This window comes from Neisseria sicca 4320 (assembly GCF_000193735.1).
Lineage (GTDB): Bacteria > Pseudomonadota > Gammaproteobacteria > Burkholderiales > Neisseriaceae > Neisseria > Neisseria sicca_E.
The window spans coordinates 63,271-80,744 of sequence record NZ_AEPF01000010.1; the positions used below are offsets into that span (position 1 = coordinate 63,271).

General features: G+C 48.4%; 20 protein-coding genes, 1 tRNA gene and 2 pseudogenes. 11 read left to right on the forward strand and 12 right to left on the reverse strand.

Translation table 11 applies throughout. The features are described 5' to 3' along the window. Window positions 1–51: 51 nt before the first annotated feature. Both NSCA4_RS0100950 and NSCA4_RS0100955 read right to left on the reverse strand, forming a co-directional pair. Window positions 52–529: pseudogene (locus tag NSCA4_RS0100950) on the reverse strand (DUF4124 domain-containing protein). Between the two features lie 7 nt (window positions 530–536). Further along, on the reverse strand, window positions 537–731 hold the full coding sequence (locus NSCA4_RS0100955) for a hypothetical protein (protein ID WP_016686413.1): 195 nt from the start codon (window positions 729–731) through the stop codon (window positions 537–539). A 99-nt stretch (window positions 732–830) separates the two neighbouring features. Here NSCA4_RS0100955 and NSCA4_RS0100960 point away from each other — a divergent pair, with 99 nt between their 5' ends. Continuing rightward, entirely contained in the window at window positions 831–2,459 is a 1,629-nt protein-coding gene (locus NSCA4_RS0100960) for an ABC-F family ATPase (RefSeq protein WP_016686414.1), read from the forward strand. 327 nt (window positions 2,460–2,786) lie between these two features. Here NSCA4_RS0100960 and NSCA4_RS0100965 read toward each other — a convergent pair whose 3' ends face one another. Next, window positions 2,787–3,368, reverse strand: a complete 582-nt coding sequence (locus tag NSCA4_RS0100965) for a superoxide dismutase (protein ID WP_016686415.1) — start codon at window positions 3,366–3,368, stop codon at window positions 2,787–2,789. A 157-nt stretch (window positions 3,369–3,525) separates the two neighbouring features. Between NSCA4_RS0100965 and dnaB the strand changes: the two genes are divergently transcribed. From dnaB to NSCA4_RS0100995, 6 genes are all read left to right on the forward strand, one after another. Continuing rightward, on the forward strand, window positions 3,526–4,932 hold the full coding sequence (gene dnaB / locus NSCA4_RS0100970) for a replicative DNA helicase (RefSeq protein WP_016686416.1): 1,407 nt from the start codon (window positions 3,526–3,528) through the stop codon (window positions 4,930–4,932). Between the two features lie 156 nt (window positions 4,933–5,088). Then, a complete protein-coding gene (locus NSCA4_RS0100975) occupies window positions 5,089–5,781 on the forward strand; it encodes a GspH/FimT family pseudopilin (RefSeq protein WP_016686417.1) in 693 nt (230 codons plus the stop codon). 12 nt (window positions 5,782–5,793) lie between these two features. After that, a complete protein-coding gene (gene pilV, locus NSCA4_RS0100980) occupies window positions 5,794–6,465 on the forward strand; it encodes a type IV pilus modification protein PilV (protein WP_029609430.1) in 672 nt (223 codons plus the stop codon). Beyond that, window positions 6,465–7,439: a PilW family protein gene (locus tag NSCA4_RS0100985; RefSeq protein ID WP_016686419.1), complete on the forward strand. Its 975-nt coding sequence runs from the start codon at window positions 6,465–6,467 to the stop codon at window positions 7,437–7,439. The genes pilV and NSCA4_RS0100985 overlap by 1 nt, the downstream gene beginning before the upstream one ends. Beyond that, window positions 7,418–8,026 (forward strand): pilus assembly PilX family protein, encoded by a 609-nt coding sequence (locus NSCA4_RS0100990; RefSeq protein ID WP_016686420.1) that lies wholly within the window; start codon window positions 7,418–7,420, stop codon window positions 8,024–8,026. The genes NSCA4_RS0100985 and NSCA4_RS0100990 overlap by 22 nt, the downstream gene beginning before the upstream one ends. 12 nt (window positions 8,027–8,038) lie before the next feature. Beyond that, on the forward strand, window positions 8,039–8,530 hold the full coding sequence (locus NSCA4_RS0100995; RefSeq protein WP_016686421.1) for a PilX family type IV pilin: 492 nt from the start codon (window positions 8,039–8,041) through the stop codon (window positions 8,528–8,530). A gap of 170 nt (window positions 8,531–8,700) precedes the next feature. On the opposite strand, the gene panC is transcribed toward NSCA4_RS0100995, so the two are convergent. The 3 genes from panC to NSCA4_RS0101010 all read right to left on the reverse strand — a co-directional run bounded on the left by panC (window position 8,701) and on the right by NSCA4_RS0101010 (window position 10,713). Then, window positions 8,701–9,537, reverse strand: a complete 837-nt coding sequence (gene panC / locus NSCA4_RS0101000) for a pantoate--beta-alanine ligase (RefSeq protein WP_016686422.1) — start codon at window positions 9,535–9,537, stop codon at window positions 8,701–8,703. Window positions 9,538–9,709: 172 nt separating this feature from the next. Then, window positions 9,710–10,498, reverse strand: a complete 789-nt coding sequence (gene panB / locus NSCA4_RS0101005) for a 3-methyl-2-oxobutanoate hydroxymethyltransferase (protein ID WP_016686423.1) — start codon at window positions 10,496–10,498, stop codon at window positions 9,710–9,712. 139 nt (window positions 10,499–10,637) lie between these two features. Further along, window positions 10,638–10,713, reverse strand: a tRNA-Thr gene (locus NSCA4_RS0101010). 242 nt (window positions 10,714–10,955) lie between these two features. On the opposite strand from NSCA4_RS0101010, the gene NSCA4_RS0101015 reads away from it, so the two are divergent. Next, a complete protein-coding gene (locus NSCA4_RS0101015) occupies window positions 10,956–11,747 on the forward strand; it encodes a polyamine aminopropyltransferase (RefSeq protein WP_016686424.1) in 792 nt (263 codons plus the stop codon). 149 nt (window positions 11,748–11,896) lie between these two features. Beyond that, window positions 11,897–13,150 carry a glutamyl-tRNA reductase gene (hemA, locus tag NSCA4_RS0101020; RefSeq protein ID WP_016686425.1) on the forward strand — a complete coding sequence of 418 codons (1,254 nt, stop codon included), beginning with the start codon at window positions 11,897–11,899 and terminating at the stop codon, window positions 13,148–13,150. A 247-nt stretch (window positions 13,151–13,397) separates the two neighbouring features. Here hemA and NSCA4_RS12540 read toward each other — a convergent pair. The 6 genes and pseudogenes from NSCA4_RS12540 to NSCA4_RS0101050 all read right to left on the reverse strand — a co-directional run. After that, window positions 13,398–13,600 (reverse strand): annotated as a pseudogene (locus NSCA4_RS12540) (transposase); the annotation flags it as partial. 268 nt (window positions 13,601–13,868) lie between these two features. After that, the gene (locus NSCA4_RS15885; protein ID WP_016686426.1) at window positions 13,869–14,228 is read right to left on the reverse strand and encodes a hypothetical protein; all 360 of its coding nucleotides are present in this window, start codon (window positions 14,226–14,228) and stop codon (window positions 13,869–13,871) included. Window positions 14,229–14,279: 51 nt separating this feature from the next. After that, window positions 14,280–14,465: a hypothetical protein gene (locus tag NSCA4_RS15890; protein ID WP_016686427.1), complete on the reverse strand. Its 186-nt coding sequence runs from the start codon at window positions 14,463–14,465 to the stop codon at window positions 14,280–14,282. A gap of 24 nt (window positions 14,466–14,489) precedes the next feature. Further along, on the reverse strand, window positions 14,490–14,888 hold the full coding sequence (locus NSCA4_RS0101040) for a hypothetical protein (protein WP_016686428.1): 399 nt from the start codon (window positions 14,886–14,888) through the stop codon (window positions 14,490–14,492). A gap of 13 nt (window positions 14,889–14,901) precedes the next feature. After that, a complete protein-coding gene (locus NSCA4_RS13280) occupies window positions 14,902–15,489 on the reverse strand; it encodes a hypothetical protein (RefSeq protein WP_016686429.1) in 588 nt (195 codons plus the stop codon). A gap of 14 nt (window positions 15,490–15,503) precedes the next feature. Next, complete coding sequence (locus NSCA4_RS0101050; protein ID WP_016686430.1) at window positions 15,504–16,418, reverse strand: lysozyme inhibitor LprI family protein; 915 nt, start codon at window positions 16,416–16,418, stop codon at window positions 15,504–15,506. 121 nt (window positions 16,419–16,539) lie between these two features. Here NSCA4_RS0101050 and NSCA4_RS0101055 point away from each other — a divergent pair, with 121 nt between their 5' ends. Both NSCA4_RS0101055 and NSCA4_RS15395 read left to right on the forward strand, forming a co-directional pair. After that, window positions 16,540–16,944 (forward strand): helix-turn-helix domain-containing protein, encoded by a 405-nt coding sequence (locus NSCA4_RS0101055; protein WP_016686431.1) that lies wholly within the window; start codon window positions 16,540–16,542, stop codon window positions 16,942–16,944. A 110-nt stretch (window positions 16,945–17,054) separates the two neighbouring features. After that, the coding region (locus tag NSCA4_RS15395) for a hypothetical protein (RefSeq protein ID WP_176621458.1) at window positions 17,055–17,474 on the forward strand (420 nt) is incomplete at its 3' end.

Below are 17,474 nucleotides of genomic sequence, written 5' to 3' on the forward strand. Positions count from 1 at the left end.
CGTCTGAAAACGGTATTTCAGACGACCTTTTTATTGACATCTTTTCCTCCATCAATACTCAGGCATCATCTCACCTTCACCGCCCATGCTGTTTGCCGCATTAACCCGCTCCTGCGCGGCTTTCACTTGATTTTCCAGGCCCTTAATCCGTTCTTGATAGCGGGCGTAGTTGCGCTCGTTGCCATAACGGACCTGTTTGCCCTCTTCCAGATTTTTCTGTGCCTGAGCCAATTCGTTTTGTGCCGAAGACGAACCGGGTATTGCTCCGGCTGGCGGAAGCGGCATTTGTTCGGAAGGAACGTTTCTTGAAGCAGCGTTTGCTGATGCCGAGTGTGCGGACGGTGCGGCGGAGGTATAAACCGAAGGTCTGCCGATATTGCCCGGTTTGCAGTTTTTGCCGCCGGTCTGCGTATAGGTTTTACGCCCTGATTTGTCGATACATTCAAATACGGGGGATGCCGTTGCTACGACGGAAAATGCGAGCAGTAATGTGCTTAAAAATCAATTTATTCATTCTTATACCTTTCATCAAATCATCAAAACCATATCCACCATGCCACCAAAGCAATGATCATCACCAAATTCGCAATAATAATCGGCTTCCATTGCCTAGGCGCACGGCGCAATTCTGCGCCCGAACGTGTTCGGCGGATATAGAAAAACGGACTGAGCAGCATGGATGCGGCACACAACAGAATAATCACGGCGTAATAGATTTTTTCGGTTTCCATTTCCTCCGCCCCCGTTTCAGACGACCTATACAAAATATGCTACAATCGCCGGCGATTATAACACCCTGTTTATCTATATTTATAAAGGTTTTACCAATAATGATTTCTACCAACGGCATTACCATGCAGTTCGGCGCGAAGCCGCTGTTTGAAAACGTATCCGTCAAGTTCGGCGAAGGCAACCGCTACGGCTTGATCGGCGCGAACGGTTCGGGCAAATCCACCTTCATGAAAATCCTCGGCGGCGATTTGGAACAGACTGCGGGCGAAGTGGCGATTGAAAACGGCGTGCGTTTGGGTAAGCTGCGCCAAGACCAGTTTGCCTACGAAGACATGCGCGTGCTGGACGTGGTGATGATGGGGCACACCGAAATGTGGGCGGCGATGACCGAACGCGACGCGATTTACGCCAACCTCGAAGCCACCGAAGACGACTACATGAAAGCCGCCGAACTGGAAGCCAAGTTCGCCGAATACGACGGCTACACCGCCGAAGCGCGCGCCGCCGAACTGTTGAGCGGCGTGGGCATTTCCGAAGACTTGCACAATGCGACCATGGCGGAAGTCGCCCCTGGCTTCAAACTGCGCGTATTGCTGGCGCAAGCCCTGTTCTCCAAACCTGATGTGCTGTTGCTTGACGAGCCGACCAACAACTTGGACATCAATACCATCCGCTGGCTGGAGGGTGTGTTGAACCAATACGACTCCACCATGATCATCATCTCGCACGACCGTCACTTCCTGAACGAAGTCTGCACCCACATGGCGGATTTGGACTACAACACCATCACCATCTATCCGGGCAACTACGACGACTACATGCTCGCCTCCGCCCAATCGCGCGAACGCGCCCTGAAGGACAACGCCAAGGCAAAAGAAAAACTGCAAGAGCTGCAAGAGTTCGTCGCCCGCTTCTCCGCCAACAAATCCAAAGCCCGTCAGGCAACCAGTCGTCTGAAACAGGCTGACAAAATCAAAGCCGAGATGGTCGAAGTCAAACCTTCTACCCGCCAAAACCCTTATATCCGCTTTGAAGCCGATGAAAAAGCCAAGCTGCACCGTCAGGCAGTAGAAGTCGAAAACCTGGCCAAACGCTTTGAAACCCAGTTGTTCAAAAACCTGAGCTTCATTCTCGAAGCCGGCCAGCGCCTCGCCATCATCGGCCCCAACGGCGCGGGTAAATCCACCCTGCTGAAACTCCTTGCCGGCGCGTTCAACCCCGAATATTCAGACGGCCTCACCCCCGACGCAGGCACCATCAAATGGGCGGAAAAAGCCAACGTCGGCTATTACCCTCAAGACCATGAAAACGACTTCGATGTCGATATGAACCTGAGCGAATGGATGCGCCAATGGGGCCAAGAAGGCGACGACGAACAAGTCATCCGTGGCACTTTGGGGCGTTTGCTCTTCGGCAGCAACGACGTGGTGAAAAAAGTGCAGGTTCTCTCCGGCGGTGAAAAAGGCCGTATGCTCTACGGCAAACTCCTGCTGCTGAAACCCAATGTGCTGATTATGGACGAACCCACCAACCACATGGACATGGAAAGCATCGAATCGCTGAACATGGCGCTGGAGAAATACAACGGCACGCTGATTTTCGTGTCGCACGACCGCCAGTTCGTCTCCTCGCTCGCCACCCAGATTATCGAGCTGGACGGCAAGGGCGGTTACGAACACTATCTGGGCGATTACGAAAGCTATCTGGAGAAAAAAGGCTTGGCTTAATTACGCCGTTTTAATCAATGTCTGAAACACCAACGTCGTCTGAAAGACTGTATCTTTCAGACGACGTTTATTTTTTAAAATCCGTTTATAAAATGTTTAAACAAGTTGCATCTACTTCGGTTGCCTATGATGGAAATAAGCAGGCATATATCGTGTTACCAAACTTGCGCTGCCATTCATCTTATTGACAGGAACTAATCCAAGTTTCTGAAGTTTCAGCCATTTCCAATATTTCTAAAATATCAGAGAAATCATAAGCAACAACAAAAGGTCGCCTGAAAACCCAAATCCAAGTTTTCAGACGACCTTTTCATATCAACCGATTATTTAAGCAGCAAAGCGTTTGGCGACTTCGTCCCAGTTGACGATTTCCCAGAAACCTTTCAGGTAGTTGGGGCGGCTGTTGCGGTAGTCGATGTAGTAGGCGTGTTCCCATACGTCGCAGGTCAGCAGCGGAGTGTTTTCAGTGGTCAGCGGAGTTGCCGCATTGGAAGTGGAAACCAAATCCAATTCGCCGGCAGGGGTTTTCACCAGCCATGCCCAACCTGAACCGAAAGTGCCTGCCGCGCAAGCATTGAAAGCTTCTTGGAATTTCTCGAAGCTGCCCCATTTGGCGTCGATGGCGGCGGCCAGCTCGCCGGAAGGTTTGCCTTGACCTTTGGGCGTAAAACCCAGCCAGTAGAAGGTGTGGTTCCAAGTTTGGGCTGCGTTGTTGAACACGCCGCCTGAAGATTTTTTCACAATCTCTTCCAAAGGCAGGTTTTCAAATTCGGTACCTTTGATTTGATTGTTCAGATTGGTGATGTAGGTTTGATGGTGCTTGCCGTAGTGGTACTCCAAAGTCTCTTTGCTCAGATGCGGGGACAATGCGTCCAGTTCATAAGGCAGTTGTGGCAGCTTATGTTCCATTTTAGTGCTCCTAAATTATTTGTTTTTGGTAGTGTCCGCTGCTCGGTATAAACCGGACAGCTTCGTTATTTTACCTGCTTTAAATCAGAGAAACCAGTTAAACTTGCGCTGCGCTATAATAACGGTTTCCAATTTCCATTCACTTAGGATTGCCGCCATGAACGATTATCCCGATACGTCGTCTGAAGACCGCGAAGTCAGCGCGTTGTCGCTGCCGCCGCATTCGATGGAGGCGGAGCAATCCGTTTTGGGCGGTCTTTTGCTCGAGAATTCGGCTTGGGACAGAATCGCCGATGTGGTTACCGGTGAAGACTTCTACCGACACGAACACCGCCTGATTTTCCGCGCCATCGCCAATCTGATTAATGAAAGCCGTCCTGCCGACGTGATTACCGTTCAGGAAAGTTTGGAGCGTAACGAAGAATTGGAGGCGGCGGGCGGATTCAATTACCTGATTACTTTGGCGCAAAACACGCCGTCCGCTGCGAATATCCGCCGCTATGCCGAAATCGTGCGCGAGCGTTCCATCATGCGCCAGCTTGCGGAAGTCGGTACCGAAATTGCCCGTAGTGCCTACAATCCGCAAGGCAGGGATGCGGGGCAGCTTTTGGATGAAGCGGAAAACAAGGTGTTCCAAATTGCAGAAAGTACCGCCAAGTCCAAACAAGGTTTTCTCGAAATGCCTGCGCTTTTGAAGGAAGTAGTCGAGCGCATCGACATGCTTTATTCACGCGATAATCCGGATGAAGTTACCGGTGTGTCAACAGGGTTTATCGACTTGGATAAAAAAACCTCAGGTCTCCAGCCCGGTGATTTGATTATTGTGGCAGGTCGTCCCTCTATGGGTAAAACTGCCTTTTCCATCAATATCGCGGAACATGTTGCCGTAGAGGGCAAGCTGCCTGTCGCCGTATTTTCGATGGAGATGGGCGGCGCGCAACTGGTGATGCGTATGCTGGGTTCGGTGGGCAGGCTTGATCAGAGCGTTTTGAAAACGGGCAGATTGGAAGATGAACACTGGGGTCGTCTGAATGAAGCTGTGGTCAAGCTTTCCGATGCGCCTATGTATATTGATGAAACACCGGGCTTGACCGCGCTCGAATTGCGCGCCCGCGCCCGCCGCCTTGCGCGCCAGTTCAACGGAAAATTGGGCTTAATCGTAATTGACTACCTGCAATTAATGGCAGGTTCCGGCCGCTCGGACAACCGCGCCTCTGAACTCGGCGAAATTTCGCGCTCCCTCAAAGCCTTAGCGAAGGAGCTGCAAGTTCCCGTTATTGCTTTGTCGCAGTTGAGCCGTACCGTAGAGCAGCGTACCGACAAGCGCCCGATGATGTCCGACTTGCGGGAATCCGGTGCCATCGAGCAGGACGCCGACTTGATTATGTTTATGTACCGAGACGAATACTATAACCAAGAATCGCCCATGAAAGGCATCGCAGAATGTATTATCGGCAAACACCGTAACGGTCCCGTCGGGAAAGTATTCCTTACTTGGATGGGGCAATTTACCAAATTCGATAATGCAGCCCACATACCCGAATCCGCATTGATGGAAGATTGAGACAAATCAGCCTGAAAACCAAGCAAATTTCATATTTTATTAGGCAATCCATCCCAATATCGTTTAAAATGAACCAAACCGCATAATTCCGGCGATAAAAATATTCTAAGCCGGATGATAAAACACATTACTTAACTCCAGACGTTTTTACCACTCATGTACGCACAACAAAAAGGTTTTACCTTAATCGAATTGTTGGTCGTGATTGCTATTACCGCCATCATGGCCACTATCGCCCTTCCCAATATGAGCGAATGGATTGCCTCCCGCCGCGCTGCCAGTCAGGCAGAGCAGGTGGCAAACCTCTTGCGTTTCGCACGAGCCGAAGCAGTCCGCCTCAATCTCCCTGTCTATGTCTGTCCCGTAAAAGTTAGAAAACACGGCTTGGCTGACGGCACATGCGACAGCAGCCAAAAAAGCAGCGGCCTGCTCGCCTATGCCGATACAAATCGGGACGTAGCCTATAAGAATGACACAAGCGATATTTCTTTGCGCTCCATAGTCCTCAACGGTACCGACCCTGCCAAAGTTTCCCATACATTCCAACACGTCGCATTTGGAAAAGATAATGCCGATGACGGTGAGGCCGTATTTTGGTCATTTATGCCCAACGGCACATTCGGCTATACCGCCTCTAAAACACTGGATAAATCAACAACTTTCAAATACGCCGACGGCTACATCAAAATCAGCATGACCGATTCCGCCGCAACGACCGAAGAAACCAAAAAATCCCGCGCCAGTATCGTCCTTATCGACAGCAGCGGTCGAGTCGAAATCTGCGCCAAATCAGATTCGCGACCCCTTTGCCAATATTCAGAATCTCAAAGTCCCGAACCCAAAAAATAAAAATACCATCCTATGAAATACATAACATTACATACAAAAGGTCGTCTGAAAACGAGCAAAGCGAGTTTCGCCAAAACCCGTTATTCAGATTTTTCCAAACCTAACCAAGCAGGTATGACTTTAATTGAAGTCTTGGTCGCCATGTTCGTCCTCGCAATCGGCGTACTCGCCCTACTCGCCATCCAGTTGCGTACCGTTTCCAGCGTACGCGAAGCGGAAGGGCAAACCATCGTATCCCAGCTTACCCAAAACTTAGTTGAAGGTATGCTGATTAATCCAAGGCTGGAAGAATGCACTCGTAACAATGGTCAGCGTGGATTTTGTAAAACATACATTGATTATTACATTACTGCCGGCTCTAGTGATAATCCCAAAAACGAAAAATTAGATCCCACAACCAGCATGAGCAAAAAAAGTTTAGCAAAAGCACAGATCGCACAATTCGATCAAGCCTTGCGTGCTGCTTTACCTGAATCCGAATTTCATTATGAAATCTGCCGAGACAGTTCTAATGAAGAGCCTACTTACGATGGATCATTTAATTCTCATTGTGACAAAAAGGCAGATGCTGATACTGTTATTAAAGTGTTATGGCTTAAAGATGCAGAAAGCGACAAAGCAGCAAGCGGCAAATCCGATGAACCAATTGTTTACACCTACCAAGTACGCATAAGGGAAAGATAATGAATAATAAAAACCGCCCACACATTCCGGTAAAAACAGGTATGCAAGGCTTCAGCCTGATTGAATTCCTTGTAGCAAGCGCATTGAGCATGATAGTCCTGCTGGCCGTCAGCTCGGGCTATTTTACCGCCCGCAGCCTGAACACCGCTGCAACCTCCCGTCTAAACGTCCAACAGGATTTGCGCAACGCATCCAACCAAATTGTGCGTGATGCCCGTATGGCTGGTAACTTTGGCTGTTTCAATATGTCAGGCTTCGATGACCAAGTCGTTATTCAAGATTTCGGTTCCGCAGATTTATTCAAACTCAAGGGTACTGGATCAATACTTCCCGCTGTCAGAGAAACAGACTCTTTAGGCTTAAAGGACTTTACACCGAGTGGAAAAGCACTGATTTTCCAATACGGCATAGATGCCCAAGATCCGCCTGCAGAAACTGCAGTTGCCAGCAATTGTACTAACATTACCAAGCCAGGAACGAAAATCACCGATGGTAAAGCAGCTTTAAAGTCAGATAGTTCCCAAGCAGGCAATATCTCAATCATGAAACATGAGGTAAATGCTTACGCTGTTGGTAAAGTAGATGGGCAAGAAGGTTTGTACCGTTTCCAACTGGCTGACAACGGTACATGGAGTAATCCGCAGTTGCTGATTAAGGGAATAAAAAATATGGACATCCATTACTTTTATACTGAAGAATGCCCTGAGACCTTTGAAGGAAGTGAAGCCGCATCAGCCCCTACCCCCACCACTGCTGGAAATGCACAAAATCAGGGAACAAGTCAGGAAAAAGACGAAAAATTCAAATATACTAAAGAATTTTCCAATAAAGAAACACCTGCCTCCATCGAGATCCTGTTGAACGGAGGTAACAGTATCAATGTAGGCAAAAACAATGATAAAAATGAAGTCCAAATCTATCGAATCAACGCGACTGTACGCGGAGGAAACAAATGCGCAGACCGATTACTTTAAACCATCCTGCTAAAGCCTCTGCACAAACAGGCTTCGCATTATTCATCGTCCTGATGATCATGATCGTCATCGCCTTGCTCGTCGTTACTGCGACCCAGTCCTATAATACCGAGCAGCGTATCAGTACAAATGACGCCGACCATAAATTTGCTACCACGCTTGCGGAAGCGGCATTGCGTGAAGGTGAGAACTATATTTATTCTATTGAAGATGGAACAACAACCTTTGATGATGATTGTACAAATGGCCTTTGTAAAGCGAAATCACTCCCCGCGTCGAAGCCCAATGAACCATATACCACCACCACAGGCAAAGTAATAGTAGAAGGGAATTCCACTGAAGAGGCTTGGCATAGAGAATGTGGCAAAGATAAAGTTAAGTGCATTGATATTAACGGTATCCCCTATCCTGGCAAAAATAGCGGAGCTAAAAAAAATTGCAGACCTAAAAAAGATGCGTGTTACATCATCGAATACCTAAGCACCAATTCTACCGACAACCGTACCATTTATCGCGTTACCGCCAAAGCATGGGGAAAAAACGAAAATACGGTAGTTATGCTGCAATCCTATGTGGCCAACGAATAAATAGATAAAATCATGAATACGTCTATCACTAAAGTTCAAGGGTTTACGCTGGTCGAGATGCTGATTGTCGTTGCTATCATCGGCATCCTCAGTACCATCGCTTACCCTTCCTATATCCATTACATCGAACGCGGCTATCAATCTCAAGCGCATACGGAACTGCTTGCTATTAACAATGCCTTAAAAACCGAATTAGTCAAAAATCCTACCCTTAAAATAAAAGATGAAATTGAGGGAGATACGGGATTGGTTAAGACCTACAAAGCTGCGCCCGAGGTCGCTGCCAAATACGACTTCAGCGGTGAAATGAAAAATAAGGACGCTAAAAACAGCAGGGCTTATTATCTTTTCGCCACTCCGAAAACCGGTACTGATTACAAACTTTCCGTTTGGATGGACAGCTTGGGCAATGCCTATAAATGTACTGATGCAGAATCGGCTAAAACCAAGTCAACAAGCAAAAACGGCAATACAGGCTGTGAACAGGTAGGTTATAAAAAATAGAGAACTAAATCGGCTCTTTTATTTGCTTTTAAGCCTTAAGATCTATTTTGTTAAAATTTAGTTTCGTCGAATAATATCGGCTATCCATATTCCAAAATATAGCGATAAAGCAAACAAAGGTCGTCTGAAAACACATTTGGTTTTCAGACGACCTTTTTCTATTCCAACAATCAAGCCAAGCTGACTTCCAAATTGTCAATCAGGCGCGTCGTTCCCAAGCGGGCAGCGGCGAGGACGACGAGGGCTTTGTCGCCGGTGCGGGCGACGGCGAGGCTTTCGGCATGGCGGATTTCGACGTAATCAACCACCCAGCCGGCTTCGGTCAGGCGGCGGACGGTTTCTGTTTCCAGTCCGACATAATCGAGATTGCCGTTTTTGAGTTCGGCGGCGACGCGTTGCAATTCGCGGTACAGACGCGGGGCTTCGGCACGTTCGGCTTCGCTGAGGTATTGGTTGCGGCTGGAAAGCGCGAGTCCGTCGGAAGCACGGCCGGTATCGACAGGCACGATGTCGATATTGAAATTCAGGTCTTCGACAAATCCTTTGATAATCGCCAACTGCTGATAGTCTTTTTTGCCGAAACAGGCGGTATCGGGTTGGACGATGTTGAACAGTTTGCTGACGACAGTAGCGACACCGCGGAAATGCCTGGGGCGGAATTTGCCGCACAATTCGTTTTGAAGGTTAGGCGGTTCAACGTTGAAACGTTGCTCGACATTGGGATACAGCTCTTTTTCGTCGGGTGCGAACACGACGGCTACGCCTTCGTTGGCGAGTTTGTCGGCGTCTTGCTGCAAGGTGCGCGGGTATTTGTCGAAATCCTCGCCCTGCCCGAATTGCAGGCGGTTGACGAATATGCTGACAACGACGTTGTCGGCGCGTTTTTTGGCTTCGCGAACGAGGGCGAGATGGCCTTCGTGCAGATTGCCCATAGTCGGTACAAAGGCAACGCTGCCTGCGTTTTTGCGCCATTCGCGTAATTCTTTAATGGTATGAATGATTTGCATGGTGGAAAATGTCCTTTATCTTTTTCGGGATTGCGGCGCACAGCCGCCATGTTTTGTCAGCCCGAAAATCACGCGCCGATTATACGCTGGGAACACCGACAAACAAAGGTCGTCTGAAATTCGGTTCTCACGATGAAAAACCTTTTCAGACGACCTTTTTTAGTCGTAAGCATCAAGCGAACGAATGTTCCGCAGCGGGGAAGGTTTTGGCTTTGACTTCATGGACATAGGCTTCAACGGCGGCTTGGACGCTGTCTTTGCCCTGCATGAAGTTTTTGACGAATTTGGCGGTTTTGCCCGGGAAAATGCCGAGCATATCGTGCATAACCAAAACTTGTCCGTCGCAATCCACGCCCGCGCCGATGCCGATGGTCGGGCAAGAGACGGTTTCGGTTACTTTTTTCGCCAACTCCGCCGGCACGCATTCCATCAATACGATGGCTGCACCCGCTTGGTCGTGTGCTTTTGCATCTGCCAACAAAGCTTCCGCCTTATCGCCCCGCCCTTGCACTTTATATCCGCCAAACGCAAACACGGACTGCGGAGTCAGGCCGATATGGGCGCAGACGGGAATGCCGCGCATTTGCAGGAATTCGGTGGTTTCTGCCATCCAAACACCGCCTTCGAGTTTGACCATATGCGCGCCCGCCGCCATCAATTCGGCAGCGGCGGCAAACGCCTGTTCTTTACTCTGCTGATACGCACCAAAAGGCAAGTCGCTGACAATCATCGCGTTTTCCGTACCGCGCGCGACGTTTTCAGTGTGGTAACACATATCGCGCAGGCTGACGGGCAGCGTGGATTTGCGTCCCTGCACGGTCATGCCCAAGGAATCGCCTACCAGCAAAACATCGACGCCGGCATTATCCATCAACGCGGCAAAGCTGGATTCATAGGCGGTCAGCATGGCGATTTTTTCGCCTTCTGCCTTCATCTTTTGCAGTGTGTTCACAGTAATCATTGGAATGTGTTCCGCCTTTTTCAGACGACCTTTTAGATTAAAACGGGCTATTATAGTGAAATGCCCGCCGCCCTGCCACCATCCACCCGAACGGCAGACGCAAAACAGCCCGACTGCTTTCACAATCGGGCTGTTTGATTGGTGCCGGCACCAAGAGTCGAACTCGGGACCCCCTGATTACAAGTCAGGTGCTCTACCAACTGAGCTATACCGGCAAAGAAGCCGAATTATGCCGTTAACCGCCCCGCTTGGCAAGAGCTTGTTGCCCACAAAGTAAATTTTTATAAAAAATATCTGATTTAAAAAGAAATTTATTTCAGGCGTAATGATTACCCCATATATAAACCAAGTCGCTCAGACGCATAACCGCAAGGTCGTCTGAAAAACACAAGCACAAAAAGCATTTCAGACGACACTCTGATAAAATACACCCCTTCCCCTCCATCCGTCCTACACCATGCCACGACACCCCTACCGCCGCCTGCGCCCCGCCAAGTCCGACCTGCCAGAAGTCGGCATTTCAGAAGAAGGCAACATCCGCTCGTTGCATTTGGGCAGCGACACCATCCAAAGCTCGATGAACCTCGACCATCCCGCCGAACTGGTTTTGTCGTACAGCCGCGCAATGATGGGCTGGCTTCTGTTTGCCGAAGAAAAGCCGAAACACATTACCCAAATCGGCTTGGGCGGCGGCTCGTTCGCACGCTGGATAGACAGTTATTTACCCGACACCAAACAAACCGCCGTGGACATCAATCCGCAGGTTATCGCCGTCGCACGCAGCCTGTTTGAGCTGCCTTTTGAAGGGGAAAACTTCGAAATCGTCGAAGCGGACGGCGCGGAATACATCAAAGTGTTCCGCCACAATACCGACGTGATTTTGGTGGACGGCTTCGACGGCGAACAAATCATCGACGCACTGGTGGAAGAACCCTTCTTCCAAGACTGCCGCAACGCCCTCTCGCCAGACGGCGTGTTCGTGACCAACTGGTGGAGCGGCGACAAACGCTACCAACGCTTCGTCGAACGCCTGCTCAACGTCTTCGAAGGCCGCGTGCTGGAGCTGCCCGCCGAAAGCCACGGCAATATGGCGGTCATGGCGTTCCAAAGCAGCCCGAAAGAACAAAACCTCGACAAGCTGAAAAAACGCGCAGAAAAATTAAGCGAACAATACGGTTTGGATTTCAAACGGATGTTGAACGATTTGAAAACAAGCAACCCGAACAACGGCAAACATTTTTATCTGTGAGACGGATAGGTCGTCTGAAAACCTAAAGCTGCCGACACATAAAATTTCAGACGACCGCCACCTACCCGCCCCTCCTTATCCGTTCATTTCATACTTGAATTGGGCTATAATACCGCCCGACACACACCATTCCGCAAAACACCCTCCCCATGCAACTCACCGCCGTCGGACTCAACCATCAAACTGCGCCCCTGAGCATACGCGAAAAATTAGCATTCGCCGCCGAGCATCTCCCCGATGCCGTTCGTGCTTTGGCACACAGTCCGGCTGCTAACGAAGCCGTCATTCTGTCTACCTGCAACCGTACCGAGCTCTATTGCGTCGGCAATACAGAGCGGATTATTGAATGGCTCGCCGAATATCATAATCTTCCTATCGAAGAAATCCGTCCCTACCTATACACTTTAGACAACAACGAAACCATCCGACACGCCTTCCGCGTAGCCTGCGGGCTAGATTCCATGGTATTGGGGGAACCGCAAATCCTCGGACAAATCAAAGATGCCGTCCGTATCGCCCAAGAGCAGGACAGCATCAATTCACACCTCAATGCGCTGTTCCAAAAAACCTTCTCGGTGGCCAAAGAAATCCGTACCGATACCGCCGTCGGTGAAAATTCCGTATCTATGGCATCCGCCTCGGTCAAAATGGCGGAACAAATTTTCCCCGATATTGCCGATTTGAATGTTTTATTTATCGGTGCAGGCGAAATGATTGAATTGGTGGCTACCTACTTTGCCGCGAAAAACCCCAAACTGATTACCGTCGCCAACCGTACCCTACCCCGTGCGCAAGAATTGTGCGACAAACTCGGCATTACTGCCGAACCTCGCCTGCTGACCGACCTACCTGAAATTTTGCACGAATACGATGTCGTCGTTTCTTCAACTGCCAGCCAGCTTCCGTTGGTCGGCAAAGGCATGGTCGAACGCGCTTTGAAACAACGCCATAACATGCCTGTTTTCCTATTGGATTTGGCCGTCCCCAGAGACATCGAAGCAGAAGTGGGCGAACTTGGAGATGCCTATCTTTATACCGTCGACGATATGATGAACATCGTCCAAAGCGGTAAAGAATCACGGCAAAAAGCCGCCGCGGCCGCCGAAGCCATGGTTGAAGAAAAAGTCGGCGAATTTATCCAACAACAAAAAAGCCGCCAAAGCGTTCCGCTTATCCGCGCACTTCGCGACGAGGGCGAACGCGCCCGCAGACAAGTGCTGGAAAATGCAATGAAGCAACTGGCGAAAGGTACGTCCCCCGAAGAAGTCCTCGAACGCCTCTCTATCCAACTGACCAACAAACTGCTCCATTCCCCTACCCGCACCCTCAATAAAGCAGGCTCAACCGACCGTGATCTTGTAGAAGCCGTTGCCCAAATTTATCATTTAGACAAAAATGATTGAAGCTATAAAATATAAGGGTCGTCTGAAATCTCAAATAGCGTTTCAGACGACCTGGTATTTTCAAGAATAGCCAAGACCTTTGCGAAATATAGTGGATTAAATTTAAACCAGTACGGCGTTGTCTCGCCTTGCCGTACTATTTGTACTGTCTGCGGCTTCGTCGCCTTGTCCTGATTTAAATTTAATCCACTATAACCCTTTTTACCCAACAGTTAAAATTCCAACACAGATTTTCGGCTGTTTTCCGTTGTCCGAGCAGGACGGCTATGAATGCGGACAACAGGGTATAGGCGGGACGGCCGCGATGGTCTCGGAGATAACGGTTTTTTGTCGATTCAGGTACTGTTCGATCGGCTGCCAATCAATCACTTGATCCAACTTCAATAGTGGGAAGCGGTCGATGTGTTTGGCGATCATGGCTTGTGCGGTTTGCTGGAAGAAGGTGCTCATGAGAAATCCCCTAAATGTCTTGGTGGGAATTTAGGGGATTTTGGGGAATTTTGCAAAGGTCACATGCTGTCTGTTGGTTTTGGCAACCCAAACTATGCTTGCTGTGAAACCTACCCCAACTATTAAATGCTGTTTTACTCCCTGCCGACCAGCAACTCCGCCAGTCTTTCACCGAATTTCTGCAAAGATTCGTTACTGTTCAAACCGTGAGAACCGCTCGGGAACGGCAATACTGCCAGCAATGTGTCGTTTTGATTGCGCTTCCATTTTAATTTTTTCCGACGATTTCTTCCTGACGAAAACCTGAAAGGCCGTCTGAAAACGCAACGTTAAACTCCTTATCGTAAGATGTGCCGAATCCGATAATCAGGCGCGGGCGGTATTGTTCCGCCCATTGGTTCATTTGGGCAAAGCGGTATTTGTTGCAGAAATTGACGTATTCCTGCTTGTCGGCAAAACCCGTAATCTCGGAAAACTCCTGCTGCCAAAGGCTGGCATCAGTGTTTTTAAACGCAATCGGATACAGGTTCATTTTGAAATAGCCCGAATCCGCTTTGTGTACAAACGGCTGCACTTCTTCGGCAAAGCGGCGGTAATTCTCTACCTGCCCGCCGTTTAAGGCGCACAACAGTTTGCAGACGCTGATGTTGTAAGGATAGGCAACGCATTCCTGCCAGTCTCAATAACCGAACTCCGTGTCGCCCGTGTACGGCTCTGCCGCAATCTGCCGCAGGTTTTCAACGGTGTGCCCGCCGCCCCATTCGATGCCGCATACCCATACAGACGGTTTCTCAGGAGAACCGATGTCGCCGCCGTCGCAGCCGTGAAAGTCGCGCAGCCAGTCATAGTTTTGTTTGATATTCATTTAATTCCCCTAGTATCAAAATATCTATCCATTTCCACGAGTTACATCATCTGTGCTTTCATAAATCTCAAATTTTATTTTTCCACCTTCTTTCCAAAAATCTACATTCATAGAGCCTGTGGTTTTACGCTTTCCTCTCTGCACTTTCATGCTATATCCGCAATCAATATGGCCACCACTTACAACTTCCCCACCTATTTCATAAATTTTACCTTTATACATTAGCTGACTCTTCCCAATTTTTCCAAGCCAAACCGTAATATTCTTTTGGGAATCAATATATGTCCCGATATTAGGATCAGAGTTAATCAACGCAATTGCTTGATTACTGCAAAATTCCGTTGCCACTTTGTTATTTTTAACAAAGGCACCTGCATTTAAACTCATACAACCCAATACAACCGATAAAATAAATTTCTTCATTTCAAACTCCTTATTAGTATCCAATATACATCCAACGCTCCGTTTCAGGAATCAACCTTAATCTAACAGTATGACTCAAAACATTTCCTTTATCACTTTCAAAATAAACAGTTGCATCAGTTACATATCCTGAATAATTTCCAACTTGGATCTGAGCAACATGGTAACAATCCTGTTGAATATATTCCTCAGAATTGATTTTTCGAGAAAAAACCAGAGCTAAAATTGGAACGGTTGCCTGCTCTCCATAATAATCGTTATCAGCAACCCATTTGAAATCAATATGGGTTTCTTGCTTCAAATCCTGATAACTCGCATTACAGGCAAGAGAACCGATAAGCCGGCTCAATACGGGTTTGATACCCCTCCAATCCGAATAACTCACTTTTTCCGGCCGGGCTTTATCCAACAGTCGGTTTACATCGGCCTGTGTTTTTTCCTGAATAAAATAAGGAGAATTAAGCAGGGATACGGTTTGCTGGGTTGCCGTACCCTGTTGCAGCTTTTGATTCAAATCATCCAAATAAGCATTAACGTAAGGTTGCACAGATTCGCAAGCCGTCAGCGTCAATACCAGACAATAAAGCAATAATTTCTTCATATGATACCCCTTAATCAGTTTGATAAAAATTGAGTACGCTCACCCGTCATCCGCGCATAACACTGATGAAAACGGACAGTCTGTTCATTTTTATCAGCCTCACTCAGCGACTCGGCCTTACATTTGTTTTCGCGTTCTTTAAGCCACGCTCTTTGCAACGGTAAAATTTCCTGCCTTACTTCCTTATCCAAACCATTCCAAACCAAATTCAGTTTGTCATCAGACAGCTTCGCCAACGACTTGGCCTGCGCAACACGTGCTTCGGCTTCCTTTTCCTGTGCCGCAGCCAACTCTGCCTGCCTTTGCCATTCCGCCTCCTGAGCCTCTCTTGCAGCCTGTTCTTCTTCCTGTTGTATTCTTTGGGCTTCGGCTTCTTCCTCCTGCGCCTGTTTCTTAGACATGGCCAAAGCAAGCAGTTGGGTTGGTGCTTGAATTACATTGTCCTGATTTGCCTCAATTTCGGCAAAAATCACTTTCTTATCATCGCTGGGCTGCAAGTTGTACAACAAGGTGCCTTCAAAACCGTTAGCCGACTGCTTAGATTTTTTAAACGCGTACGAATCCAAGAAATTCTCCAAACTGTCTGCATTGCCACGGATTTTCAACACCGTTTCGGCATCTTTCACAGTTTCTACTGATGGTGTGATGCGGAATGTAGCCTGACAAAAAACTTTCGTACTGTTTGGGTCTTCTTTAGAGGTGCGGATTTCCTCAAAACTCATCGGCAAAGCGGCAATTGATGCTCTGATATTGGCCAAATCAAACAACCCTTGATTTTTTAAAGATTTTTCAATTTCTTCCCCAACCAAACTGCGCAGAACCTGAATACCATTTTCATTCGAACAGGCAACTTTACCTCCGCCGATGTCGCACGCATTCAGTGCAAAAACAGAAGCTGCCGCAACGCTGATCAATTTTATTTTTCCCATTTGAAATTAAACCTTTTAACAAAATTTTTCGTATAGTGCAGGAACTCTGTATGATAAACTTCCACCCATGCCGATAACACCAACCCGTAGTATCGGCAATACCAACCAATAAGGAGGCTGGATGAAAGTTCATGAAAAAGTACGTAAGATTCGCGAGTTGAAAAACTTCTCGCAGGAAAACATGGCCGAGCAGTTGCAGATGTCGGTCAACGGCTATGCGAAAATCAAGCGCGGGGAGGTGGGTTTGCAGATGGACAAGCTGGAAAAAATCGCCGATGTGTTGGGCATGGACGTGGTGGATCTGCTCACGGTTGAGAAAAATCTGGTGTTTCTGAATATGGAAAACAGTACCAACTTCGCCAACTATTACGCATCGCAGGAGCAGTATGTGATCGAAATCGAAAAGTTGAAGCAGCAAAACGGCTATTTGCAGGCCATATTGATGGAAAAGGAAAAACTGATTACTTGGCAAAAGCAGCAGCTTGACAGTTTGAACGAACTGATTAGAACAATCGGACGCGGATAGGAAACCTGTGGTTTTGATGGGCGACGAAGTCGAACCCCGCCGCGCCTTCATCGAAAACAACGCCCTGATCGCGCAGAACATTGACGCGTAAAACCGTTTAAAGGAAAACCATGAGCTACCCGCAACAGGCCATAGACAACATCCTCAAACAGCGGAGACAGCCCGTGAACAAACGCAAAACGAAAAACCGCCAAGCCCGCGCCGCACGACCTGCCGTGTCGGTGCGGCGGGCGAAGCCTTTGGAAAAGCTGTCGGAAAAACTCTTTGCTATCGGCATGGTCACGGCGTTTGCCGCGCTGGTGCCGCTGTTTTCCCTGATATCGGAGATTGTGCGCGCTGTCATGGGAAACGGCTTTTCAGACGGCCTGAGACCTTTGCAAAAAAGCCTTCCCTCAACAACCGAAACCCCAAACACAGGTTTTCGGCTGTTTTCTCCCCCAATCACTCCTAATTTTACCCAAATACCCCTTAATCCTCCCCGGATACCTGATAATCAGGCATCCGGGCCGCCTTTTAGGCGGCAGCAGGCA

Coding starts and splice junctions, on each gene's coding strand:
- NSCA4_RS0101015 (WP_016686424.1), top strand. CDS start 10,956: ATGCCACGACACCCCTACCGCCGCCTGCGCCCCGCCAAGTCCGACCTG.
- NSCA4_RS0101055 (WP_016686431.1), top strand. CDS start 16,540: ATGAAAGTTCATGAAAAAGTACGTAAGATTCGCGAGTTGAAAAACTTC.
- NSCA4_RS13280 (WP_016686429.1), bottom strand. CDS start 15,489: ATGAAGAAATTATTGCTTTATTGTCTGGTATTGACGCTGACGGCTTGC.
- NSCA4_RS0100990 (WP_016686420.1), top strand. CDS start 7,418: ATGCGCAGACCGATTACTTTAAACCATCCTGCTAAAGCCTCTGCACAA.
- NSCA4_RS0100995 (WP_016686421.1), top strand. CDS start 8,039: ATGAATACGTCTATCACTAAAGTTCAAGGGTTTACGCTGGTCGAGATG.
- dnaB (WP_016686416.1), top strand. CDS start 3,526: ATGAACGATTATCCCGATACGTCGTCTGAAGACCGCGAAGTCAGCGCG.
- panB (WP_016686423.1), bottom strand. CDS start 10,498: ATGATTACTGTGAACACACTGCAAAAGATGAAGGCAGAAGGCGAAAAA.
- NSCA4_RS0100975 (WP_016686417.1), top strand. CDS start 5,089: ATGTACGCACAACAAAAAGGTTTTACCTTAATCGAATTGTTGGTCGTG.
- pilV (WP_029609430.1), top strand. CDS start 5,794: ATGAAATACATAACATTACATACAAAAGGTCGTCTGAAAACGAGCAAA.
- NSCA4_RS0100955 (WP_016686413.1), bottom strand. CDS start 731: ATGGAAACCGAAAAAATCTATTACGCCGTGATTATTCTGTTGTGTGCC.
- NSCA4_RS0100985 (WP_016686419.1), top strand. CDS start 6,465: ATGAATAATAAAAACCGCCCACACATTCCGGTAAAAACAGGTATGCAA.
- NSCA4_RS0100960 (WP_016686414.1), top strand. CDS start 831: ATGATTTCTACCAACGGCATTACCATGCAGTTCGGCGCGAAGCCGCTG.
- panC (WP_016686422.1), bottom strand. CDS start 9,537: ATGCAAATCATTCATACCATTAAAGAATTACGCGAATGGCGCAAAAAC.
- NSCA4_RS0100965 (WP_016686415.1), bottom strand. CDS start 3,368: ATGGAACATAAGCTGCCACAACTGCCTTATGAACTGGACGCATTGTCC.
- hemA (WP_016686425.1), top strand. CDS start 11,897: ATGCAACTCACCGCCGTCGGACTCAACCATCAAACTGCGCCCCTGAGC.
- NSCA4_RS15890 (WP_016686427.1), bottom strand. CDS start 14,465: ATGAATATCAAACAAAACTATGACTGGCTGCGCGACTTTCACGGCTGC.
- NSCA4_RS0101040 (WP_016686428.1), bottom strand. CDS start 14,888: ATGAAGAAATTTATTTTATCGGTTGTATTGGGTTGTATGAGTTTAAAT.
- NSCA4_RS0101050 (WP_016686430.1), bottom strand. CDS start 16,418: ATGGGAAAAATAAAATTGATCAGCGTTGCGGCAGCTTCTGTTTTTGCA.